Here is a 19951-nt window from a genome sequence, read left to right as displayed (position 1 = left end):
AGCAAGATCACAAACCTGCTCAGTAGAATCGTGCATACAGGCCTCTTCCGTACTGATAGTTTGTGAAAATGACATTGTTGTTACTGCCAATAGCAATAGAGCAATGATTAAACGATACATGCGAAGTTCTGCTGTAAAAACATGCTTGAATTGTATATCTTTTGCTGATAAGGATCAATCAATTAAAAGAGATACTCATAGCGAGGTAGTCAATCCAGGTGGCGATACGACTACTATATCACCACCCAGATTTACGACTAACTTAGGCGATTTTAAAGTCTAAATACCAAAGTCATCGAACTTTATGCGTTCTCGCGGAACACCAAAGTCAGCAAGAGACTTTAACGTTGCTTCTAGCATCGGCGGAGGACCACACACGTAAATATCTAATGTTTCTTTGTTTTTGCCGGCCAACCACTTCATTGCGGTTTCGTGCACAAAACCAGTTGGTCCAGTCCAGTCATCCGACTTGGCGCTCTCAGAAAGAACAGGTATATAAGTTAACCGCTCTTCTCTTTCAAACTCGTTTCTATAACAGAGTTCCTTTTCATATCGAGCACCGTAAAAGAATATGCAACGACGAGGAGAATCTGCTGCTAATTCACTTTGTATTAACGCTCTTAACGGTGCAACACCTGCGCCGCCTCCAATAAAGACTTGCGTGTGACTATTTTGTTTCGTCAGCTGAAAGTCACCAAATGGTCCTACAGCATCGACACGCGCACCAGCCTCCAGATTACATAGGTAGTTTGAGCCGATACCCGGGGGAATCCCTTCACTTGGCGATGGCAGCTGCCTTATGTTAAATACAAACTGAGTCGGGTGAGGCCGCGTAGCAACCGAGTAATGCCGTGACAATATTTCGTTTATATGTGGAATACGGAACTGCATAAATTGCCCGGCTTCATAACTAACGGGATCTGAACTTACAAAAGTAAGCTCCATAATGGATGGAGTGAGTTGCCGCTTTGAATCAAGTGTTAAAGCAATATCATCGACTCCGGCATTATGCAGCTTAACGTCATAGTCGGGTGATGTTCTGTGCTGACACGATAAGCGCGTCCCCGCTTCTAATTCAGTAGCGCTCAATAACGCTTTTTCAGCGGCTGTCGGACTCGGTATGCTGTTGCCTTGTAGTGTCACTTTACATAATCCACAAGTACCGCCACCGCCACAACTACTCGCAATTGGTTGCCCTTTCTGCTGAAAATATTCTAGCCACGTTCTCTTACGGTTCGGATTAAAGTCACCGTTAGTAATATTTCGGCCTAAGAGAATTAAGCCCGATAACGAAAACCAAAGAGCGAATAACCCGGCACTCCAAATCAATAAATGATTAAAGCTTCGGCCACCAGTGTAATCCATAAAATGCAGACGAAATGCCCAGTCAGCTATTGTCCATGGTGTATTGCGATGCTCCACTACCTGAGATGAGGCTTCATCGATGTATATCCGAGTATTAAGATCATCCTCGATATCAATGCGGAATCCTGAGGCATTCCAGCCATTCACTTCATCGCTTCCCTTGACTCTTTCAACCCTTTCAACCTGGCCCGGTCCATTGTAGCTATTCAGCGCTAGCTGAGTCGCCAAAGCTTGGTCCGTAGACCACCGTTCACCGGTATCTGCGTTGAAGTAAAGCAAACGTCCATCTGGCAGAGACACCTGATACTGACCTACCCCGGCAACACTGACCAGTTCAATGGAGTGAGCTAAGGGGAATCGTTGATGCATTTCAGTAACATCGATTTGAGGCGCTATTTTTTTAAGTGGGGGTTCAGAGTTTTTTGAGACCATATATTGGTGGCCTGACATTCCGTGATGTCCGGTTAAGCTAAAAAATAACCCACTCACTAGCCACAAAGCGACTTGAATCACTAAAACCAAACTCACCCAACGATGAAGCCATTGCATAAACCTTATCATTGAGCACCCCCAGTCGATTTTCTCTTAAACGTAATCGTATAAAAAAGCAGGACAGTGCCCGTTATCATTAAAATAAACGTACCGATAATAAAGCCCTTTAACCACCAGGTCTCGATATCCACACGCTCGTCGTAGTCCATTATGTGTAACATCCAGGCGATATCAAACCCCCGCCAAAACGTATGTCGCTTTACCAAAAGCTCCCCGGTCGTTTCAGATAAATACAGACTGGTATTACCGAAATCGTCATAATTTACCTGCCAAATCGGTAACAAAGCACCACTCACTTCTGTTGGTGGGTTATCAGTCATGTAAACGACCGATTCAATAGCGTCGGGATCCTTCGTGTAATATTGATTCGCTAACTCTTTAATGTGTTGTTCGGTTATATCAATACGCTGCAGCGACTCCGCATTAACTAAAAACGCTCCCTCGTTACTCTCTATTTTATACACCGGCTGTAACTTCTGATTCAGCCATACGCTTTTTAACGACGTTTTTCGTGTTTCTGGATAGCGGCTCAACAGGTCATTTAAGCTTGATATTTCAACACCTTTCGGTATTGGCTGGCTTATATCCTGAACTAAGTGATCACCATGAATATAATCCAAATCGAAGAACACCATGTAAGCGCCACTGATTGTCCAAATAACCATTTGCAGGCCAAAAATCAAAGATAGCCAACGATGCCAAACTCGCCAGCTACTGGAGCGTTTCTTTTGAGTCATACCCTACCTCAAATTTAATAAAAAAAGCTGCCGCTCCCAGGGAAAAGCGACAGCCAGTCTAGTCTTTAAAAGCTGTAACGTACCTTCAGATATAACTGACGGCCTAACAAGTCATATGTCATAGTGTCAGTATTGGCGTCCGTCCAACTTTGAATATAAGGCGGTTCTTTGTCAAAAAGGTTATTAACACCGCCAGTCACGCTCAGTTTTGAATTTACGAAATAAGTTCCCTGCACGTTATGATAGAAAACACTGGGTGCTCGGGCTCCAATATCTCCCGGAGCAGCATTAATGTCATCGGCAGGTCCAATGTACTGGACGGAGTAATGTACACGCCAGTCCTGTTTCATAAAGGTTCCCGAAGCGTTTGAACGCCAATGCGTATAACTCCCTCTACCGCCAGTAATATATCCGGCATACTCAATTTCATCCGCACCAACGAAAGGCGCAAATGTATACTCATTTAGGTAACTGACATTCCAACTGAAGTCACTTTTCCAACCCAGCAGCTCGGTGTTATAAAACAAAGCCGTATCAATACCCGACACATTTTCAGTTGCGGCATTGGTGGGTTGAGCAGACAAAAAGTTAATATCGCCAGTTAAAGAATCTCTCGTGAAATGCTCCGGACTGCAAAATGGGTGCGATAGATTTTCTGAGTTATAGCAGACAGACAGCTTCGTTGAACCGGGAATTCTTTGGATAGCATTCTCAATATCAATATCGTAGTAATCAACCGTCAATTGTAAATTGTCCGCCGAGCCGATATCCCATACGAAACCAGCAGTGAAAGTATCTGCGTCTTCCGGTTTTAAATCTGGGTTCCCACCAACAGTGGTAAGCACTGTTGCACCAAATTGTTCATACCCTGCAGGAACGCCGTCTGCTTGACAGTTTGCCGCCACAGTTGGGTTAGCGCCGGCTTGATCCCATCCGTCACACGGGTCCGTTGTTGTCAGATTTCCTTCAGCAACACCACCGAAGAGTTCAGGTATGTTTGGAATACGAAAAGCAGTTGACTGAGTCGCCCGCACTTTCAAAGCATCCGATACACGCCAGTGAACGCTCGCTTTATAATTTCCATCACTACCAAAGGTGTCATAATCACTGTAACGATACGCTAAATCTAAATTCAACGACTGAATCAGTGGTAAGTCCGCCAGCAACGGTAAAGAAGTCTCAGCGTAAACTTCATCAACTGTATAGCTCCCTTCTATCGGGTCCGCCTGATTGGTATTCATAATGCCAGCAACAATTGATGAATCCGGGTTTCGCCAACCTTTCTCTTTACGATGTTCAACACCAAAAGCGACTGGCACCCATCCAGCAGGCATTTCAAATAAGTCGCCTGAAATGTTTGCGGTCAATGAACGTTGTTCATTCCCCCCATTATCAGTCGTGCGAAACATGATGTAATCCAATGCCTCTTGAGACAGATCCCCATAACCCAACAAGTCGATACAGGGAATGCCATTGGAGCCGCATGTATTAGGGTCTAGGCCCGCAGATAGACGCTGCATATTGACGATATTGGTCATACCGTCAATGGCTGTATTACGGCCATAGTTATAAGCAACTTCCCAGTTCCAACCTGAGCCAATAACACCATTCATGCCGACGACCGTTCTGAACGTATTAACATCTTGAAAGAACGTTCTTGGTCCACCTTCTAATAAGCGACGACCTTCAAGTCGAATTGTTTCGCCCGTTGGGTTTGTTGGGTGGCTGGCATCAAACTCAATACCTCTTAATGTTCCCGGCGTTGCTAATTGATCGGAGGTTCGGTTGTTGTATAAAACTTCAGCAAAAACCGCCGCATCCGAAGACAGTTGATAATCCCCGAAAGCAGAGAAATTCCAGTTTGTAATTGGGTTAACCGAATTTAAATAAGGAAAAAATGCAAAGTTATGTTCCTCAGCGCTGTAGGGCTCATAAAAATCACCGTTACCATCAGCATCTTGACTGAAATTAATACGATCACCAGCATTTGGACCCGTCAATATGGTTGCCCTACCCCCAATGGTACTTGAACTTCCAAAGCAATCCAGTTGGCCTGGCGTTAATTCACCCAAAGCACAACCCGCTTGATCAGCCATATTAACTTCGTCTGAAGAACGATAGCCTAATGTCGCCATTACGCGACCTTTATCATTGCTGGCGCCAAATATCATATTAACTTTGCGATCTTGACCCTCACCATCATCTGTCGAGCCTAAGCGCCCTTCGATAGTAAAGCCATCGTAACTTTTACGGGTGATAATATTCACCACGCCCGCAACGGCGTCCGCACCGTAAATCGCTGAAGCGCCATCTTTAAGAACCTCGATGCGCTGGATCATTTCAACCGGTATCATATTTAAGTCAACAGAGCTGTTTGCGCCAGTACCGCCGTTAACAACACGACGGCCATTCAGCAGTACAAGCGTTCGGTTAATGCCCAGCCCACGCAAATTAACTTGAGCGGTGCCATAGCCGTTACCTGTCCAGTAGGCATTACTCTGGCTGCCAGCAAAACCAGCAGAGGCTGACATTCTCTGTAAAATCATTTCTACCGAGGTCATTCCCGATACTTCTATATCTTCCGCCGTGAAAACCTGAACAGGAGCAGCACTTTCTGCTTCTATTCGCTGAATTCGCGAACCAGTCACCGTGATTTTCTCAACGTCTTCGGCTTGAGTATTATCAGATCCTGACTGTGCCCAAACTGTTGTTGTATTAAAAAGTGCCGCAGATACACCTATAGCGACAGCAGACTTAAGTAACTTTTGCATTTTGTCACCTCGATTAGATTATAATTATTTTACTTTCCGATTAGACTTCGTACTGCTATCTAAGTTGTTTATACAACTCTCAGAATAGAAACCTCAGAATTTTAGTCAAGCTAAAAACGATTAAAGTTGTATAAAAAAACCTTTAACAGCAAAGCCTATAGCAGTTGTATATTCAACTTAGAGTTATCCTCATGTATCAATAATCTTTTAAAATAAGCTCTTCAAGATGACTAGAAAAGCTATAAAAAAAGTTGTCCACTTTTTTCAAAATAAAAATAATTTTTCATTTTTAATGAATTTTTACCCTCTTCTGATTATTGATGCTTTTAATCTTTTGCCGACTATAATGCGTACATGAATACATAAGTTTTACGTAAGGAACTTGGCTATGAGTCAATCAATTAAAAAAGCCACGCTTTACAGAATGTCGACACCTGACCACCAATGCCCTTTCGGTTTAAAAACCCGGCACTTACTTAAAGCCAACGGTTACGATGTGGACGACAACCTACTGGAAAGCCGCGAGGAAACCGACATATTCAAGGAAAAACACAACGTCGATACCACTCCACAAGTGTTTATTGGTGATGAACGCATCGGTGGGTACGAAGAGGTTCGAGCCTTTCTTGGAAAACCTCTTCCTGACCCTGACGCAACCAGTTACCGACCCGTTATTGCATTATTTATTATGACAGCGCTCCTCTCCGTAGCCACGTCGTGGTTGTCTTTTGGTCGCGCATTTACCGGACAAACCATCGAGTGGTTCATCAGTTTCTCGATGGTGGTTCTGGCCTTGCTCAAACTCCAGGACGTAGAGAAATTCTCTACCATGTTTCTCAACTACGATCTTCTCGCCAAAAAATGGGTGCCTTATGGCCGTGTTTACCCCTACGCCGAAGGCTTGGCGGGTCTGTTAATGGCAGCGGAATTTGCTCATGTCATTTCCATCCCTATTGCGTTATTCATAGGCATCGTGGGTTCTGTCTCCGTTTTTAAAGCCGTTTATGTCGACAAACGTGAGCTAAAATGTGCCTGTGTCGGTGGCTCAAGTAATGTGCCGTTAGGCTTCATTTCGCTCACTGAAAACCTCATGATGGTCGCTATGGCTATCTGGATGTTTTTTACAATGAACTAGAAAAGGAGCGCTATGCGCTCTTTTTCTTAACGCTTTTTACGTAAAAACAAAATCTCACCAGCGGCAATCAATGCCATACCGATAAGAGACGCCCAAATAACCTGCGGATCGCTTGTCCATTTCACCCATATAAAAGCGGCTAAAACGATGACATCTAGCGTGATTGCGCTGACAAGTATGTAAATATTGGCATTCACTTTTTGTCTAAGATGTCTCAATACCCCCCAGTGGATCGCAATGTCCATAACGATATAAAAAATAGCACCAAGCGAAGCGATTCGGCTCAAATCGAAAAAAGCAGCTAAGACCATAGCCATCACGATAGTGTAAACCAGTGTGTGCTTCTGAATGGAACCTGGCATCCCAAAATGACTGTGTGGCACAAGTTTCATATTGGTCAACATAGCCAACATTCTCGAGACGGCAAACGCGCTCGCGATCACACCGGATACCGTTGCGACAATTGCAAAAGCGACCGTTACCCAAAGTCCAGTCTCGCCATAGACGGGTCTGGCAGCTTCAGCAAGCGCATAATCTTTCGCTTTCACAATCTCATCTATGGACAGGCTCGAGCCAACCGCCAGAGTGACCAGAACATATATTAACGCGCAGATAATCAACGAAATAATAATGGCACGCCCGACATTTTTCTTGGGCTCAACAATTTCACCGCCACTATTGGTTATTGTTGTAAACCCTTTGTACGCAAGTATGCTTAAAGCAATCCCCGCTAAAATACCGCCGCCGGTAGCTTCTTCTGGAATAGCCGATATCGATTCAAACTGAATGCCTGAGGCCCACAAACCACCAGCCGCTAAAATCACCAATCCTAAAGCCTTAACAAAGGCCATAAAAAACGAGAACGTTTGAATAAACTGATTACTCAAAATATTGATAAAAAACGCAAAGACCAGCAAACCAACCGCCAACAACGGGACAAGCCACTGCGCTTCAAAAGAAATTAATTGGCTGGTATAGGACGCAAATGTCCGAGCGACTAAACTTTCATTAATCACCATAGAAAAGTACATCAAGAGTGCGAATATTGCCGTCACACTTCCTTTCCCATAGGCTTTACTGAGGAACATCGCAATGCCCCCCGCTGACGGGTATGCTTTGGCCAGTTTCACATACGAATAGGCGCTGAAACCGGCAATGATACCGCCGCACACAAACGCCAGGACAAACCACTCTCTTGCCAGCTGAGCAACTTGTCCGGTCAGTGCAAAAATACCAGCGCCAATCATCACACCAGTCCCCAGCGACACCGCCCCCCAAAGACTCAGGCTGCTTTTCTGATAATCCTGATGTCCGTGTTCATGATCGTGTTCTGCCATAATCAGCTCCTGTGATTGAACTCAGTTGGACCAATGGATCCGGATAATTTTCCAGCCAGACTCAGTCGTATTTGATACGGTTACGGTTTCATTCATCGTTAAATCAACCTCACGCCCGTTATACTCCCCGGAAACGCTATACCGAGAAGTGATCACAGCAAGGCCATCGGCTTCTTGTACTGTCCTTTCAAGCAACTGTGAAGGAACCGCCTGGCTAAACTTAATATCTGACTTAAGGTGATGAGCACTGTACTCGGCCAAGGATCGTTCAACACCACCACCTTCAAAGATAAACACATCATTGGAAAGCACATCTTTAACGACTTCCGTGTCACCTTCAGTCAAAGCCGTTCGAAACCTATCAAGCACAACTGTCGGTTCAGATACTTCCTCGGCACTACTAGGCGCTGAAATAAACAGCACCGAAACCATAAAAACACTCATGAATAATTTCATTCTTATTATTCCTTACATTAACTAGGGGAAAACGCGCTGCTTAACGCAGAGGCCAGGGTAAAAATAGTGACAGCCAATACCATTTCCGCCGTTATGGAGTTTTTGAGTCGCTTGGCGGCCGCGTTATCATTTAATTGCGGTACGAACTTTAATTTATGCAATGCGGCAACAAGGAGAATCAGCGCCACAAACACAAGTTTCGCTAGTAGTACCGTGTCATACGACGTAAGCGGCAGCTCTGGCATCCATCGCCCTGTTGCACTACGATACATAACCAAGCCCGCAATAAGGAGTATTGGAACCGCTGCAGACATATGCACACCAAAACGCTCCATAATGGCTTTCGCTTTAGCAAGCGGTACCGACGTTGCCAGCTTTCGCAATGAGTTAAGACTGCCGAACCAAACCCAAGCGACTAACAAGTGTGTTAAAAGCGCTAGCTTTCCCCACCAGACGGCGTCACTGCCGTGACCAATACTTAAAAAGCTCCATCCCATGAGTCCAATGGCGACAACATATAGCACCCACTTTATACGTTTTAGCTTAACAACGGAGTAAACAATCCAAGCAATAGCAACCGCTATCTGAAGTTGGATGAACAACCCAACAGGGCCGGTCCATATAAACTGCATGTAGGTCGTGTCAATCATGCCGGCAAAGCCTTCAGCAGCAAAACTACCGACTTTCAGAAAAAAATACAGAAGGCTTGCCAGTAATAGAAGCAACGCAACAAGGCTATTCTTTCGTTCAGACTGCTTTTTTAAACCGGACAAATAAACGATATAAGGCGAGGCAGTCATCACCGCGTTAAGCCAGAATATAAAGGCCAACGTTAAAACGCTGGCCACACTCCAAAGGGTCATCATTTCACCTCAAAGCTAAAATCACCCGATATTTTATGACTGTCCCCACCCATTGCCGTCCAATAAACCGTATAACCACCTGACGCCAAATTGTTTTTAACAGCAATTTCGTACGCTGCTTTGGGAGTCATGCTCATCGAAAAGTCCAGCGGATGCATTTTACCGTCATCTGAGTGCAGCATAATTTTAGCCAGACGAACATCACCGGAAAAATTCATCGTAATTTCCGTAGGTGACTCGGACAAAGTAGCACCGTCCTCCGGGCTACTGGATGTTAGGCCGACGTGAGCGCTGGCCCATGCACTAAAAAATAACGCGGTACCGAAGGCTAATTTAAGTACGTTTTTCATGTTGTTTCCTCTTTGTTTTATTATCAATTAAAACCAAACTCTGGCCCCAAGGACCACGCCTGTTTCTGTGGTGTCTTCACCCATTCGTTTCATTTCATCTGCCGTATTTCCTAACGCCCCGTTCCAATACACACCAATGTAAGGGGCAAATTCACGACTTATTTCATGGCGATATCGCAACCCCACGCGCAAGTTGCTCAAGCCACTTTGCCGTTCATATTTGTCTGAGTCTGTCAGGTTGGCTGTTAACTCAATGCGAGGTTGTAAGTACGAGGTTTGTGTTAACTGCCACTCGTACTCGGTTTCGCTAACAAATTGGACATCGCCTTCTTCGTTCATCATCAAAGAATTATCCATTTCAAACCAGTACGGCGCCAAACCCATAAAACTTAAGACCGCATAGTTTTCCATCGAGGCATCCGACGATAAGCTGCCTCGCGTACCGATACCGGCCTGAAACGACCAATACGGAGACACCAGATACCCATACAGCAGTTCGGCACTTTCTAAGTCAGTGGGCTCACCGTCGTCTTGAACATTCTCCCCTTCACTCTTGAAAACAGCTCGGTGATAGTCACCGCCATACCAAGCAATCATGTCCCAGACGGCTAGGTTCTCTTCCTCGTTGGTTCGCGTTAACTCCAACCGATCGAACAGTACTTGCCCGGTGTAATATTCTTTGACGGGTTCAGGCCAGTCCTCTTTCGCATGTCCGGCGACTGCTAAACCTGGCAACAACGCCGCACCCACTAATAATGATTTACCGTACATAATAGTCCTCCTTATGCGACATTGACCACACGGAACATACCCGCTTTCATGTGATACAACAGGTGACAGTGGAACGCCCAACTACCCGGCGCGTCTGCCGTTATCAATAACGACACTTTTTCGCTCGGCTTCAGGCTAATCGTATGTTTGCGTGGGCGTGGATACTGTCCGTTTTCAAGTTCCATCCACATACCGTGTAGGTGTATGGGGTGGTCCATCATCGTATCGTTTACCATCACCAACCTCAGTCGTTCTCCATGATGAAACTGAACCGGGCCATCCACTTCGGTAAACTTCTTCCCGTCGAAAGACCACATGTAACGCTCCATATTACCCGTTAAGTGCAGCTCTATCTGTCGTTCGGGCTCCCGCGTATCCGGCCATTCATGCGCGCCGACCAAGTCGGTATACACCAAGACTTTATGATCAACGTCTTCCAAGCCAATCCCGGGTTCATGCAAACGGCTTACCGGGTTTGTAGCAATCATAGCCGCCCCGGCGCCATGTCCGGACTCACGGTGTTTGATTTTAATGTTTTCGACCGGGAGCTCTTTTTTGTGTGTCATTTTATGCGTCATATGGCTGTTATTGCCGCCCATATGCTTCATATTCATGCTATTGCCTTTCATATCACCGGACATCGCCATCGCTCCCATGCCCATAGCGGCCATGCCTCGCTCAGGAACTTGCCGTAGTTCAGGCACTTCAGCCTCAAGACCAAGTTCCGGCGTTAATGTACCTCTGACATAACCACTTCGATCAAAGCTCTCAGCATAAATAGTGTAAGGCTTGTTTTGCTTAGGCTGGACAATTACATCGTAGGTTTCCGCCACACCAATGCGGAACTCGTCAACTGGCACTGGCTTCACAGGCTGCCCGTCAGCGGCCACTACCGTCATCTCCAATCCAGGGATTCTTACGTCGAAGAAACTCATTGCCGAACCATTAATGATACGCAGGCGTACTTTTTCACCAGGCTTAAACAATGCTGACCAGTTCATCTGTGAATCGCGGCCATTCATCAGGTAGGTATAAGTACTGCCCGTCACATCCGCAATATCACGGGGGCTCATTCGCATTTGCCCCCACATTTCTCGTTGCTTCCAGGTTTTCTCTAACCCTTGCTGTCGCACGTCCTCGAAGGTCTCAAATATCGTACGTTTTTGATAGTTATAGTACCCCTCCGCAACTTTCAAGTTACGAAACACGGTATCCGGATCTTCGAATGTCCAGTCGCTGAGAATAATGGTATGTTCTCGATCAGCACCAATGTCTCCGTCTTTCGGTTCAATCACTAACGGCCCCAGGTGTCCCAATTGCTCCTGCAAACCGGAATGGCTGTGATACCAATAAGTTCCGTTTTGCTCGACATCGTAGCGGTATTTGAACGTTCGTCCTGGCTTTATCCCTTCGAAAGATACGCCAGGCACGCCATCCATATTCTCCGGCAATATAATTCCGTGCCAGTGAATTGACGTGTCTTCCGACAACCGGTTAGTCACATTTAGCTTTGCTCGCTGCCCTTCTTTTAAACGAATCAAAGGGCCCGGCATTTGGCCATTGATGGTTATTGGTGTTCCTACTTTATTTCCCACGAGCAGTGGGGACTTTGCAATGGTCAGATCAATCTCATCGTTTGTCAGGATCTGATCTTTAAAACTGCGTCCCTGAGGAGCAGCCCAAGTTGGGGCTACTTTGGCGATTGCTAAAGCAGACGCCACAGTGAATGCAGATTTAATAAACTTTCGACGCCCTTTGTTAAACTCATTGCTCATTATGACGCTCCTCTTTTGAGGTTAAATTTTGATAACGTTGAATGTCCTGTTCCTTATCAGACGGCTCATCAGAAACCGATGATTTAAACCCTTTAATCGCACTACCAAGATCGGAGCCCAGGGTTCGTAGCTTTTTGCTACCAAAAAGAAGGATGACAATAACTAGTAAAATTCCTAGCTGAACCATACTCAAGCCGCCAAAACCCATAGCTAAAGCCCTTCATTTGAGAGTGCTTGCTGCTGCTCTAAACTTGCTATCTGCTTATAAGGTGTAATTGAACCGTCCTCTTTGATTTCATAGACCGTATACGGTTGAAACCGAGTACCCATTTCCATACCAACAGACCCTACCGGCATGCCAGGAACAGTTAATCCAATGCCATTGGCTGACTTTTTCCCAGCTAAATAATGAGAAACCAATGTAGGAGGAACGTGCCCCTCAAAGACATAGCCATTACTAGAAATAGTAGTATGACAGGATTGGACCTCGGCACTAATACCGGCATCACGTTTTCGTTGGGTCAAGTTGTTCGGATGTTGTACGGACACACTAAAGCTATCGGGTAAAGCTTGTAACCACTTTTCACAGCAACCGCAGTTGGGATCTTTTAGAACGGTTAGTTGCTGCTCTTCTACATCGGTTGCAGATACAGACACGGAAAATAGCATCGCTAAAACAGCGATATTGCGTTTGATAGACATAATTATTCACCGATTAATAAGTTTTAAGGAAACACGCCGAGCGTGTGCTGAATTTTTAGTAACTTATTAACCGATAATTATTGGAGGGCGGAACAAATTAGACGTGTGTTTAGCACGAATGGAGGTGTCAACGGGCGCATCGACTTTGGCAGAGAGATTAACTGCAGTGGCATTAACCGAAGAAGACTGTCCGACAAACAAAACCGAGCCGCCGGAGCAATGCCGAATGGTCATGTCAGCACAGCACGAGTTATGCTTTTGCGCCTCATGTTCACAATCGCTTGCGTCTGCTTCCTGCATCATGCTGTGCTGCATTTGCCCGTCATCATGGCATGCGTGAGCATCTGCCGTTTGCGAAAACGACATCGACACCAATAGCACTGTCATTAATAACAGAATTCGAATTAGCACGAGCACCCTGCTTTTTGCAATTTAATAAACTTTAGTCTAACGTCATTTTAACGCATGTCAAATAAGGAGCAGATAATGATGAATCACGAAATGTTCGCAGGTATGGGCTTTCTATGGATGCTGATTGTGGGAGCTATTTTTATTGTTCCCGCATGGCGTATCTGCCAACGAGTTGGCTACCCTGGTCCATTGGGTCTTCTGATTGTTATCCCTATCGCAAATATCATTCTTCTTTACTTTATAGCGTTCGGCCCATGGAAAAATGTTGATAAATAGCTAATTCACTTTAACCAAAGCAACAAGTATAGCTTTTCATCTCTGATCAGAAGCACGAATTTATGGGTATACGGATTTAATGGTTGATGGGGCACCTTCACCCCATCAATCTGATACCACCCTCAGATGGTTGATAGATCGACTCCGTAGTTGAGTTCCTCTGCGAAGTCCGGCAGTCCGTAACCGATGGTTTTCTTGTAGAAAGGAGAGACCTTCGCAGTCGGTGCCTTCTTCTTGTGCTTCGTGGTGTAGAGCATTCGTGCCCGCATCACCTCGAAGGAGTAACCGCGCCCTTCACGGTTCTTGTCCTTGGCCAGTCGGTTGATGGACTCCGTGTAAGCGTTGGTGACGGGCATGTCCGTCTCGAAGTAGGTCATGGTCTCTTCGCGCCAGTTTCCCACTGCCCTGACCAGATCGCTCCAGACTTCCTTTTGGCCCTTCGGGATGGTGGCTATCCACTCGTCCAGGGCGGCTTCTGCCTGGAGCCGTGTGGTGGCGTCCCAGATGCCGTAGAAGCGCTCCTTGTGCTCGTAGGCGGCCAGCAGTTGCGGGAACGCGCCTGTCCAGGTCTCCATGATGAGGCGCTCCCGGTCTGAGACTTCGTGAGCGCGTTTCAGCAGGATTTTCCGGTCTCCCTTGAGAGTCCGGCTCTGGGACGGTTTCAGCTCCTTTCTGAGGCCCTTGCGCACTCTCTCTAGGGCATCGTTGGCCATGCGCACCACATGGAACTTATCGACCACGATACGGGCCTGGGGCAGCACAGCCTTGACCGCTGCCCGGTAGGGGTTCCACATGTCCATGCTGACGATCTCGACCTTCTGCCGGTCTGTGCCGCCACAAAGGTGTAGGGGTGGTTGAAGGATTCCTTCTCCACGTATTCATGCAGCCGCAGCGTCATACGGAAGCCGTCCACCATCTCCGGTAGCTGGGGCCTGAAGGTTGTCTTGCAGGCCCGGCAGGTGTACCGGCGGCGGACCACCCAGAGGGTGACCCGCTTGCCGTGGATGGGCAGATCACGATAGGGAACATCACGCTTGCCGAACCGCACGAACTCACCCTGCACTCCGCATTCCTCGCAGGCGATGGGATCGGGCGCGTCCGCTTGGAAGTGCATGTCGTCGTCGGTGGTTTTGCAGCCCAGTACTTGGTATTGCGGCAGGTGAAGGATGTTGTCGGGAAGTTCGGTCATGGTGTTGTATAGGCGAAGGTTTCAGTCAGATCCATCCGACTCGGCATTGGTGTTTGTTTTTTTACCTAAAAAGCTGCCGGAAACGAAAAGTAAGGCACCGAGGACAATTGCAATATCAGCCAGGTTGAAGGCCGGCCAATGCCAGTCTCGCCAATAGAAATCAAAGGAATCCACAACATAGCCACGAAAGACCCGGTCAATCAGGTTGCCCATGGCGCCACCGAGGATAAGACTGTAAGCGATGGCTTCTCCTTTATGACGATTTTCAAGGATCAGCTTGATCAGAAAAATCGAGACCGCCACCGCGATCCCGATAAAAAAGTAGCGCTGCCAGCCTCCACCATTCGCAAAAAGACTGAATGCGGCACCGGTGTTCCATAGGTGCACCCAGTTAAAGAACGGGGTCACCGAAACATACTCGCCATAGGCCATTGATTGCTGCACCAGCCACTTTACAGCCTGATCAGACGCTGCCAGCAGGCCCGATATGGACAATAGGGCATACGGCGAGAGCTTTTTGCCAATAATGAGCATTATTTAACCCTTCAACGCCAAAATGCGTCTGGCACCGTTAAGTACAATGCCCCCCGCGATGGTGCCGATAATCAGATCCGGATAATTGGAACCGGTCCACGCGACCAGGGCGCCGGCGGTGATGACCCCCAGGTTGATCACCACGTCGTTGGCCGAGAATATCCAGCTTGCCTTCATGTGCGCCCCGCCTTCCCGATGTTTGGATATGAGCAGCAGACAACTGGTATTGGCAATCAATGCGACGAATGCGATAGCCATCATCACCAGCGATTCAGGCTCACTACCGAATACAAAGCGTCTCACCACCTCTACGAGCACGCCCACAGCCAAGATCAGTTGCAGTACACCAGCAAGATGCGCGGCACGTACCTGCATTTTCACGCTATGTCCAACCGCATAAAGGGCAAGCCCGTACACCGCCGCATCGGCAAAATTGTCCAGGGATTCTCCAATCAGGCCGGTGGACCGGGCGATCAGACCGGCAGTCATTTCCACCACGAACAGAAGTGCATTGATGCCGAGCAACCAGCGCAGGGTCCCGGATTCTTGCTTAGCAGAAGCTGCCGAAAACTCGGCGGCCTTGATGGTCTCCGGATTTGCAGCGACGGTTTCCTGAAGCGAGGCGCCTAGCCCCAAGGTCTTCAGTTTCGAGGTGACGGGCTCGACCTCGCCGTCATGCACGACCTTCAGCCGGCGGTTCGACAAGTCGAAGGACAGCGCCCGAATCTCCTCAAAGCCGTTCAGGGCTAGGCGAATCATTCGTTCTTCTGATGGACAGTCCATCTTCGGCACGGCATAAACACTGACCCATCTCCCTGGCGCCTCGGAGGAGGCCTGTATATCGGTATCCGCTGCGGACGTTGCATCACCGCCACAGGCGCCACCACAGGATTTGCTCATGATACGACTCCACTTGAACAATGTTGTGGTACCATTTTAAACTATAAAGCTACTATAAGGTCAATAGAGTAAAGAATCCGTTGGGGAGGAGGCTGATGCGCATTGGTCAGTTGGCGCAGTTGGTAGGGGTCGAAACACAGACGATCCGCTTCTATGAACAGCAGGGCTTGTTGCCGCCGCCTGATCGGCAGGACAACGGTTACCGTGTCTATACCGAGAAGCATGGTGAGGGGCTGGCCTTCATCCGTCGCTGCAGAATCCTGGGCCTGTCACTGGCTGAGATTCACGAACTACAGAGCTATCAGGACGACCCTCATCAGCCTTGTACCGCCGTCAACGCCTTGCTCGATGATCACATCTCTCATGTGCGGTCGCAGATAACCGCTCTGCAAGCGCTTGAGAAACAACTCGTTTCACTGAGAGCGAGTTGCAACGATGACCGGGAAGTTGAGGCGTGTGGGGTTCTTGCTGGAATTAGCGAAGGAAACATGCACCAGCAGTAGGTGAAGCATCAACCAGATAATCCGATGAGATGCCGGTCTGTCTCACTCTCATGCAAAGGTAAGATCAACCATTTAATCCGCTTACCCGAATTTATTTGCCACTACACGTTCACAAGTTGCAGACCACTATAGCTATGTTCAACGTGTTAAGCGAGTATTGGGCATAGCCAAAAAGTTAAAAGATTCATTTGTGAAAAAGCTTTCAATCAAAAAACTAAAGCTGAAGTTTTAGTAACAAGGTAAGTAACACGCTTGAATCTTAATATTTTTTATCCACTATAAAACAATAAGTTATTAGATCTTATCGATTCCGCCTCCGGCACCACTATTCTAAAGGCCCTGCACTTTGTGCGGGGCTTTTTAGTTTCTGATGGTGTACCAGATTTGTACCAATCGAGCCATCAACGTTACAAGCCACTCGTTTCAAGTGCTCGGTAGCCAAATGTGCATAACATGGTAACGGTTAGCCGTTGAGGCAGACGCTTCACTCCGAATATCAAACTTTACCTCGTCAATCAGACTTCGATTGATTTGGTCTAGATAGAGACCTCTAAAGTAAACGTCTAACCGTCTTAACTTACCAATATCTTTTTGGTGGTCGCGTTTATCTTGCTTTTCAGTCAACCAACGGATTGGTGAGCCCGACAGCTTAACGTCTGACTCATGGTTAACGATTACGGAATCAGATCAGTTATTAGTAGTCAACGATCATGGCTCTAATTATGAATTTGCCAATACGTAATCCAATGAACCACAACCAAACACTCTACTCCGACAGTTCGTACAGAGGGCTTCCGCTTTGGCCTCAGCATTTGCCTTATATTCAGGAACTCTTATTTGATCTACATGACACAATGACAAGAGCGATTGAGGAACATCCACGTACGCTGGCTGTTCGCTTTGATTTGAAAGTGCCTGTAGCCCGTATTCCCTTGCACCATAAACCACGAAAGACCGCACGACTCACTCAATGATATGACACCGTTTGATTACCGAACTGCGGCATAAATATTCTATCAGATGACTGTGTTATAAATGGGATATTTACACTTCTACCTGCCTAAAATATTCACGCTCGAAGTTGTTCGGTGACATTCTGAAGGCCCTGCACTTTGTGCGGGGCTTTTTTATTTCTACAGACCGACTACCAACAATTATTCGTACCATGGAGCCGAATTCTAGAAGGGCTGTCGATCTCTTAAAACCTCAGTTTGTCAATTGTTTAGAGGGTTTAGCAGTTATCGCTCCCGCTAGTACCAAGCCAATGGCGGCAGCTATCAAAGAGCTGTTGAATGTTTCACTATAAGCTCTAAGCGCCTCTGCCAAGAGAGGACCTATAATTTGCCCCACTCCATAAGAAAGCGTCATGACTGCCAGCATATTAAACTTTACTCTGTACTTTATTTTTTGTGCGGCTGACATTGCAATTGTTACGGTTCCCATGAAGGTGGAGCCGACCAAAATGGCACTTAAAAGATAAAAGCTAGAGGACGAACCCATCGTCGGTAGCACTACACCTAACGCCTGTACGCCTAGGTTAGTTTGTAAGGCAAGCTGGGAACCTAGACGTTGATGAATTTTGTGCCAAATAAAGCACGAGGGCATGGCACCTAATCCGAATACCGCCCAGATATGTGACGAATCAACCTCGGGTAACACTTGATGGACTAAAAACGGTAAATAGGTTGCGGTGATTATGTATCCTAAGCCAGCCAGTCCGTAGCAAAAAATAAGTGCACCGGTACCGATATTGGGCGCTTGCCTTTTACTTTCCGTTTGGTAGTTTGGGCTTGCTTTGGGATTGCTATCAAATAGTCCTCTGAGCACCATGATACCGAGAGCTACGGTCAATAATGCCAGTGCTAGCCACATTTCAAAACTGGTTAACAGCAACCAATCCGCTAACACGATCAGTTCTGCAGAGACGACGATGCCAAAACCCACCCCCGCAAATAATAAAGGTGCATGGTGCGAGTGGCCGCGGTGTTCAAGTAGCCAAAGCGAGGCTGCCACCATAGAAAAAGCACTAAACACGCCAGCAATAAAGCGCACCGCAATAATCGCTACTGCGGGCAGTGGCATTGCTAATAATGCCATAAATACAGCCGTGCCGATGACAGCACAAAGACACATACGATGAGCGTTGTGAGGTTTAATATATATAGACAGTAGTGACCCGACCAAATAGCCACAGTAATTGAGTGTAGCTGCCAAGCTACCCGCCCAAACACTCAACACGCCTTCTTCGACCATGTGAGGCAAAATTGCTGTGTAGGCAAATCGCCCAAAACCCATTCCAATAGTAAGAATTAACGCCGCTTCTAGCGCCGTTCTGATGCCGCGATCTTGATTATTACGGTCCACCGATTCCATTACAGCGTGTCCTTAACGACATCGATCAGACGTGAAAGTGCGGGAGTCAGGTGGCCTTGTCGCCATACGAGATAAGTATCAATGGTTTGACAATTTAACGAGGCTAACGTCTTAGCAGCAGGACTCAACTCTAAGACGCTTCTAGGTAACAAAGTGACACAGTGCCCCGCTGCAACGCATGCAATCATGGCGTGATAAGAATTTAACTCCTGGACACACCACTCGGAACTCGCATCAATATCCAAAACCGTCTCAGCTATCTTGCGATAAGTACATCCCGAAGCAAAAGCGGCAAGAGTGCGAGTTTCTAATTGAGTTATATCTTTCACACCCGCTTCGTTGGGTGGTAGTAGAAGAACTAAGTCTTCTTGCCAAACAGGTAGCGAATTGAGTGTCCGATCATCGAGCTCATCGTGCGCTATTTGCTCTGCATGCAAAGCCACAAAAGCACAGTCAATTAACCCTTTTTGCACCTCATCAATAAGCCTGCTTGAGGGGGCTGTCTTTAAACTTACATGAACCTGCGAGAATCTCTTAGTAAAGTCCGCTAGCAGCTGTGGTAAACGACTTGCAGCTGTACTTTCCATACTTCCCATTCGCACACTACCACCGCTTTGTTCCCCCAAAACGACCTGTTTAGCCTCCTCTTCTAGCGCGATAAGGCGTTTCGCATATTCTAAAAATTGCTCGCCGGCATGAGACAACGATAACCGCTTATTAATACGTACAAACAGGTCAGTGGCGACCTCAGACTCAAGCTGCTGAATTCGAGTAGTAACATTTGAAGGCGCTCGACCCAGTCTCTCTGCAGCGCGAGTGATACTTAACTCATCAGCCACACAGCAAAAGATTTTCAACGATTCAATATTCATTATATTCTCAATACAGGAATTTATTTAAAAATACATTCTTTATATGAGAATTTCAAATGCTACAGCCAAACTTGAAGCG

At 46.8% G+C, this 19951-nt stretch carries 20 protein-coding genes and 1 pseudogene; 4 read left to right on the top strand and 17 right to left on the bottom strand.

Annotated elements, in window-relative coordinates; all coding sequences use genetic code 11:
- Window positions 1–279 precede the first annotated feature (279 nt).
- The 3 genes from AC3AP5_RS01185 to AC3AP5_RS01175 all read right to left on the bottom strand — a co-directional run bounded on the left by AC3AP5_RS01185 (window position 280) and on the right by AC3AP5_RS01175 (window position 5425).
- Window positions 280–1926: a PepSY domain-containing protein gene (locus tag AC3AP5_RS01185; RefSeq protein ID WP_040488074.1), complete on the bottom strand. Its 1647-nt coding sequence runs from the start codon at window positions 1924–1926 to the stop codon at window positions 280–282.
- Window positions 1923–2654, bottom strand: a complete 732-nt coding sequence (locus AC3AP5_RS01180) for a membrane protein (RefSeq protein WP_006956236.1) — start codon at window positions 2652–2654, stop codon at window positions 1923–1925. The genes AC3AP5_RS01185 and AC3AP5_RS01180 overlap by 4 nt, the downstream gene beginning before the upstream one ends.
- 65 nt (window positions 2655–2719) lie before the next feature.
- Window positions 2720–5425 carry a TonB-dependent receptor gene (locus tag AC3AP5_RS01175; RefSeq protein ID WP_006956238.1) on the bottom strand — a complete coding sequence of 902 codons (2706 nt, stop codon included), beginning with the start codon at window positions 5423–5425 and terminating at the stop codon, window positions 2720–2722.
- A 388-nt stretch (window positions 5426–5813) separates the two neighbouring features.
- Between AC3AP5_RS01175 and AC3AP5_RS01170 the strand changes: the two genes are divergently transcribed.
- Window positions 5814–6560 carry a MauE/DoxX family redox-associated membrane protein gene (locus AC3AP5_RS01170; RefSeq protein WP_006956240.1) on the top strand — a complete coding sequence of 249 codons (747 nt, stop codon included), beginning with the start codon at window positions 5814–5816 and terminating at the stop codon, window positions 6558–6560.
- Between the two features lie 26 nt (window positions 6561–6586).
- Here AC3AP5_RS01170 and AC3AP5_RS01165 read toward each other — a convergent pair whose 3' ends face one another.
- The 9 genes from AC3AP5_RS01165 to AC3AP5_RS01125 all read right to left on the bottom strand — a co-directional run bounded on the left by AC3AP5_RS01165 (window position 6587) and on the right by AC3AP5_RS01125 (window position 13225).
- Window positions 6587–7897: an APC family permease gene (locus tag AC3AP5_RS01165; RefSeq protein WP_006956242.1), complete on the bottom strand. Its 1311-nt coding sequence runs from the start codon at window positions 7895–7897 to the stop codon at window positions 6587–6589.
- Window positions 7898–7918: 21 nt separating this feature from the next.
- On the bottom strand, window positions 7919–8353 hold the full coding sequence (locus AC3AP5_RS01160; protein WP_006956244.1) for a YybH family protein: 435 nt from the start codon (window positions 8351–8353) through the stop codon (window positions 7919–7921).
- 17 nt (window positions 8354–8370) lie between these two features.
- Complete coding sequence (locus tag AC3AP5_RS01155; protein ID WP_227016391.1) at window positions 8371–9219, bottom strand: copper resistance D family protein; 849 nt, start codon at window positions 9217–9219, stop codon at window positions 8371–8373.
- Window positions 9216–9566: a copper resistance CopC family protein gene (locus tag AC3AP5_RS01150; protein ID WP_006956248.1), complete on the bottom strand. Its 351-nt coding sequence runs from the start codon at window positions 9564–9566 to the stop codon at window positions 9216–9218. Before AC3AP5_RS01150 ends, AC3AP5_RS01155 begins: the two co-directional genes overlap by 4 nt.
- Before the next feature lie 27 nt (window positions 9567–9593).
- The gene (locus AC3AP5_RS01145; protein WP_006956249.1) at window positions 9594–10337 is read right to left on the bottom strand and encodes a copper resistance protein B; all 744 of its coding nucleotides are present in this window, start codon (window positions 10335–10337) and stop codon (window positions 9594–9596) included.
- Window positions 10338–10348: 11 nt separating this feature from the next.
- Complete coding sequence (locus tag AC3AP5_RS01140; protein WP_339612274.1) at window positions 10349–12112, bottom strand: copper resistance system multicopper oxidase; 1764 nt, start codon at window positions 12110–12112, stop codon at window positions 10349–10351.
- On the bottom strand, window positions 12102–12320 hold the full coding sequence (tatA, locus tag AC3AP5_RS01135) for a twin-arginine translocase TatA/TatE family subunit (protein ID WP_487326915.1): 219 nt from the start codon (window positions 12318–12320) through the stop codon (window positions 12102–12104). Before tatA ends, AC3AP5_RS01140 begins: the two co-directional genes overlap by 11 nt.
- Window positions 12321–12322: 2 nt before the next feature.
- Window positions 12323–12814, bottom strand: a complete 492-nt coding sequence (locus AC3AP5_RS01130) for a DUF411 domain-containing protein (RefSeq protein ID WP_487326914.1) — start codon at window positions 12812–12814, stop codon at window positions 12323–12325.
- Between the two features lie 66 nt (window positions 12815–12880).
- On the bottom strand, window positions 12881–13225 hold the full coding sequence (locus AC3AP5_RS01125; RefSeq protein WP_348664291.1) for a hypothetical protein: 345 nt from the start codon (window positions 13223–13225) through the stop codon (window positions 12881–12883).
- 75 nt (window positions 13226–13300) lie between these two features.
- Between AC3AP5_RS01125 and AC3AP5_RS01120 the strand changes: the two genes are divergently transcribed.
- Window positions 13301–13501: a hypothetical protein gene (locus AC3AP5_RS01120; RefSeq protein WP_006956255.1), complete on the top strand. Its 201-nt coding sequence runs from the start codon at window positions 13301–13303 to the stop codon at window positions 13499–13501.
- Between the two features lie 122 nt (window positions 13502–13623).
- Here the strand turns inward: AC3AP5_RS01120 and AC3AP5_RS01115 are convergent.
- The 3 genes and pseudogenes from AC3AP5_RS01115 to AC3AP5_RS01105 form a co-directional block, all read right to left on the bottom strand.
- Window positions 13624–14690: pseudogene (locus AC3AP5_RS01115) on the bottom strand (transposase).
- Window positions 14691–14711: 21 nt separating this feature from the next.
- Entirely contained in the window at window positions 14712–15224 is a 513-nt protein-coding gene (lspA, locus tag AC3AP5_RS01110) for a signal peptidase II (RefSeq protein ID WP_006956258.1), read from the bottom strand.
- Window positions 15225–15227: 3 nt separating this feature from the next.
- Complete coding sequence (locus AC3AP5_RS01105) at window positions 15228–16124, bottom strand: cation efflux transmembrane domain-containing protein (RefSeq protein WP_004364974.1); 897 nt, start codon at window positions 16122–16124, stop codon at window positions 15228–15230.
- Between the two features lie 95 nt (window positions 16125–16219).
- Here AC3AP5_RS01105 and cadR point away from each other — a divergent pair, with 95 nt between their 5' ends.
- Window positions 16220–16627: a Cd(II)/Pb(II)-responsive transcriptional regulator gene (gene cadR, locus AC3AP5_RS01100; protein WP_004364961.1), complete on the top strand. Its 408-nt coding sequence runs from the start codon at window positions 16220–16222 to the stop codon at window positions 16625–16627.
- Window positions 16628–17349: 722 nt separating this feature from the next.
- Window positions 17350–17601 carry a hypothetical protein gene (locus tag AC3AP5_RS01095; protein ID WP_286682509.1) on the top strand — a complete coding sequence of 84 codons (252 nt, stop codon included), beginning with the start codon at window positions 17350–17352 and terminating at the stop codon, window positions 17599–17601.
- 232 nt (window positions 17602–17833) lie between these two features.
- Here the strand turns inward: AC3AP5_RS01095 and AC3AP5_RS01090 are convergent, their stop codons facing one another.
- Window positions 17834–19000 carry a YbfB/YjiJ family MFS transporter gene (locus tag AC3AP5_RS01090; protein WP_006956260.1) on the bottom strand — a complete coding sequence of 389 codons (1167 nt, stop codon included), beginning with the start codon at window positions 18998–19000 and terminating at the stop codon, window positions 17834–17836.
- Window positions 19000–19872 (bottom strand): LysR family transcriptional regulator, encoded by an 873-nt coding sequence (locus AC3AP5_RS01085; protein ID WP_006956261.1) that lies wholly within the window; start codon window positions 19870–19872, stop codon window positions 19000–19002. The genes AC3AP5_RS01090 and AC3AP5_RS01085 overlap by 1 nt, the downstream gene beginning before the upstream one ends.
- Window positions 19873–19951 lie beyond the last annotated feature (79 nt).

Source organism: Idiomarina sp. D18 (assembly GCF_057748155.1).
Note: the sequence above shows the minus strand (reverse complement) of the source record. Positions and strands in the feature narration are given on the sequence as shown.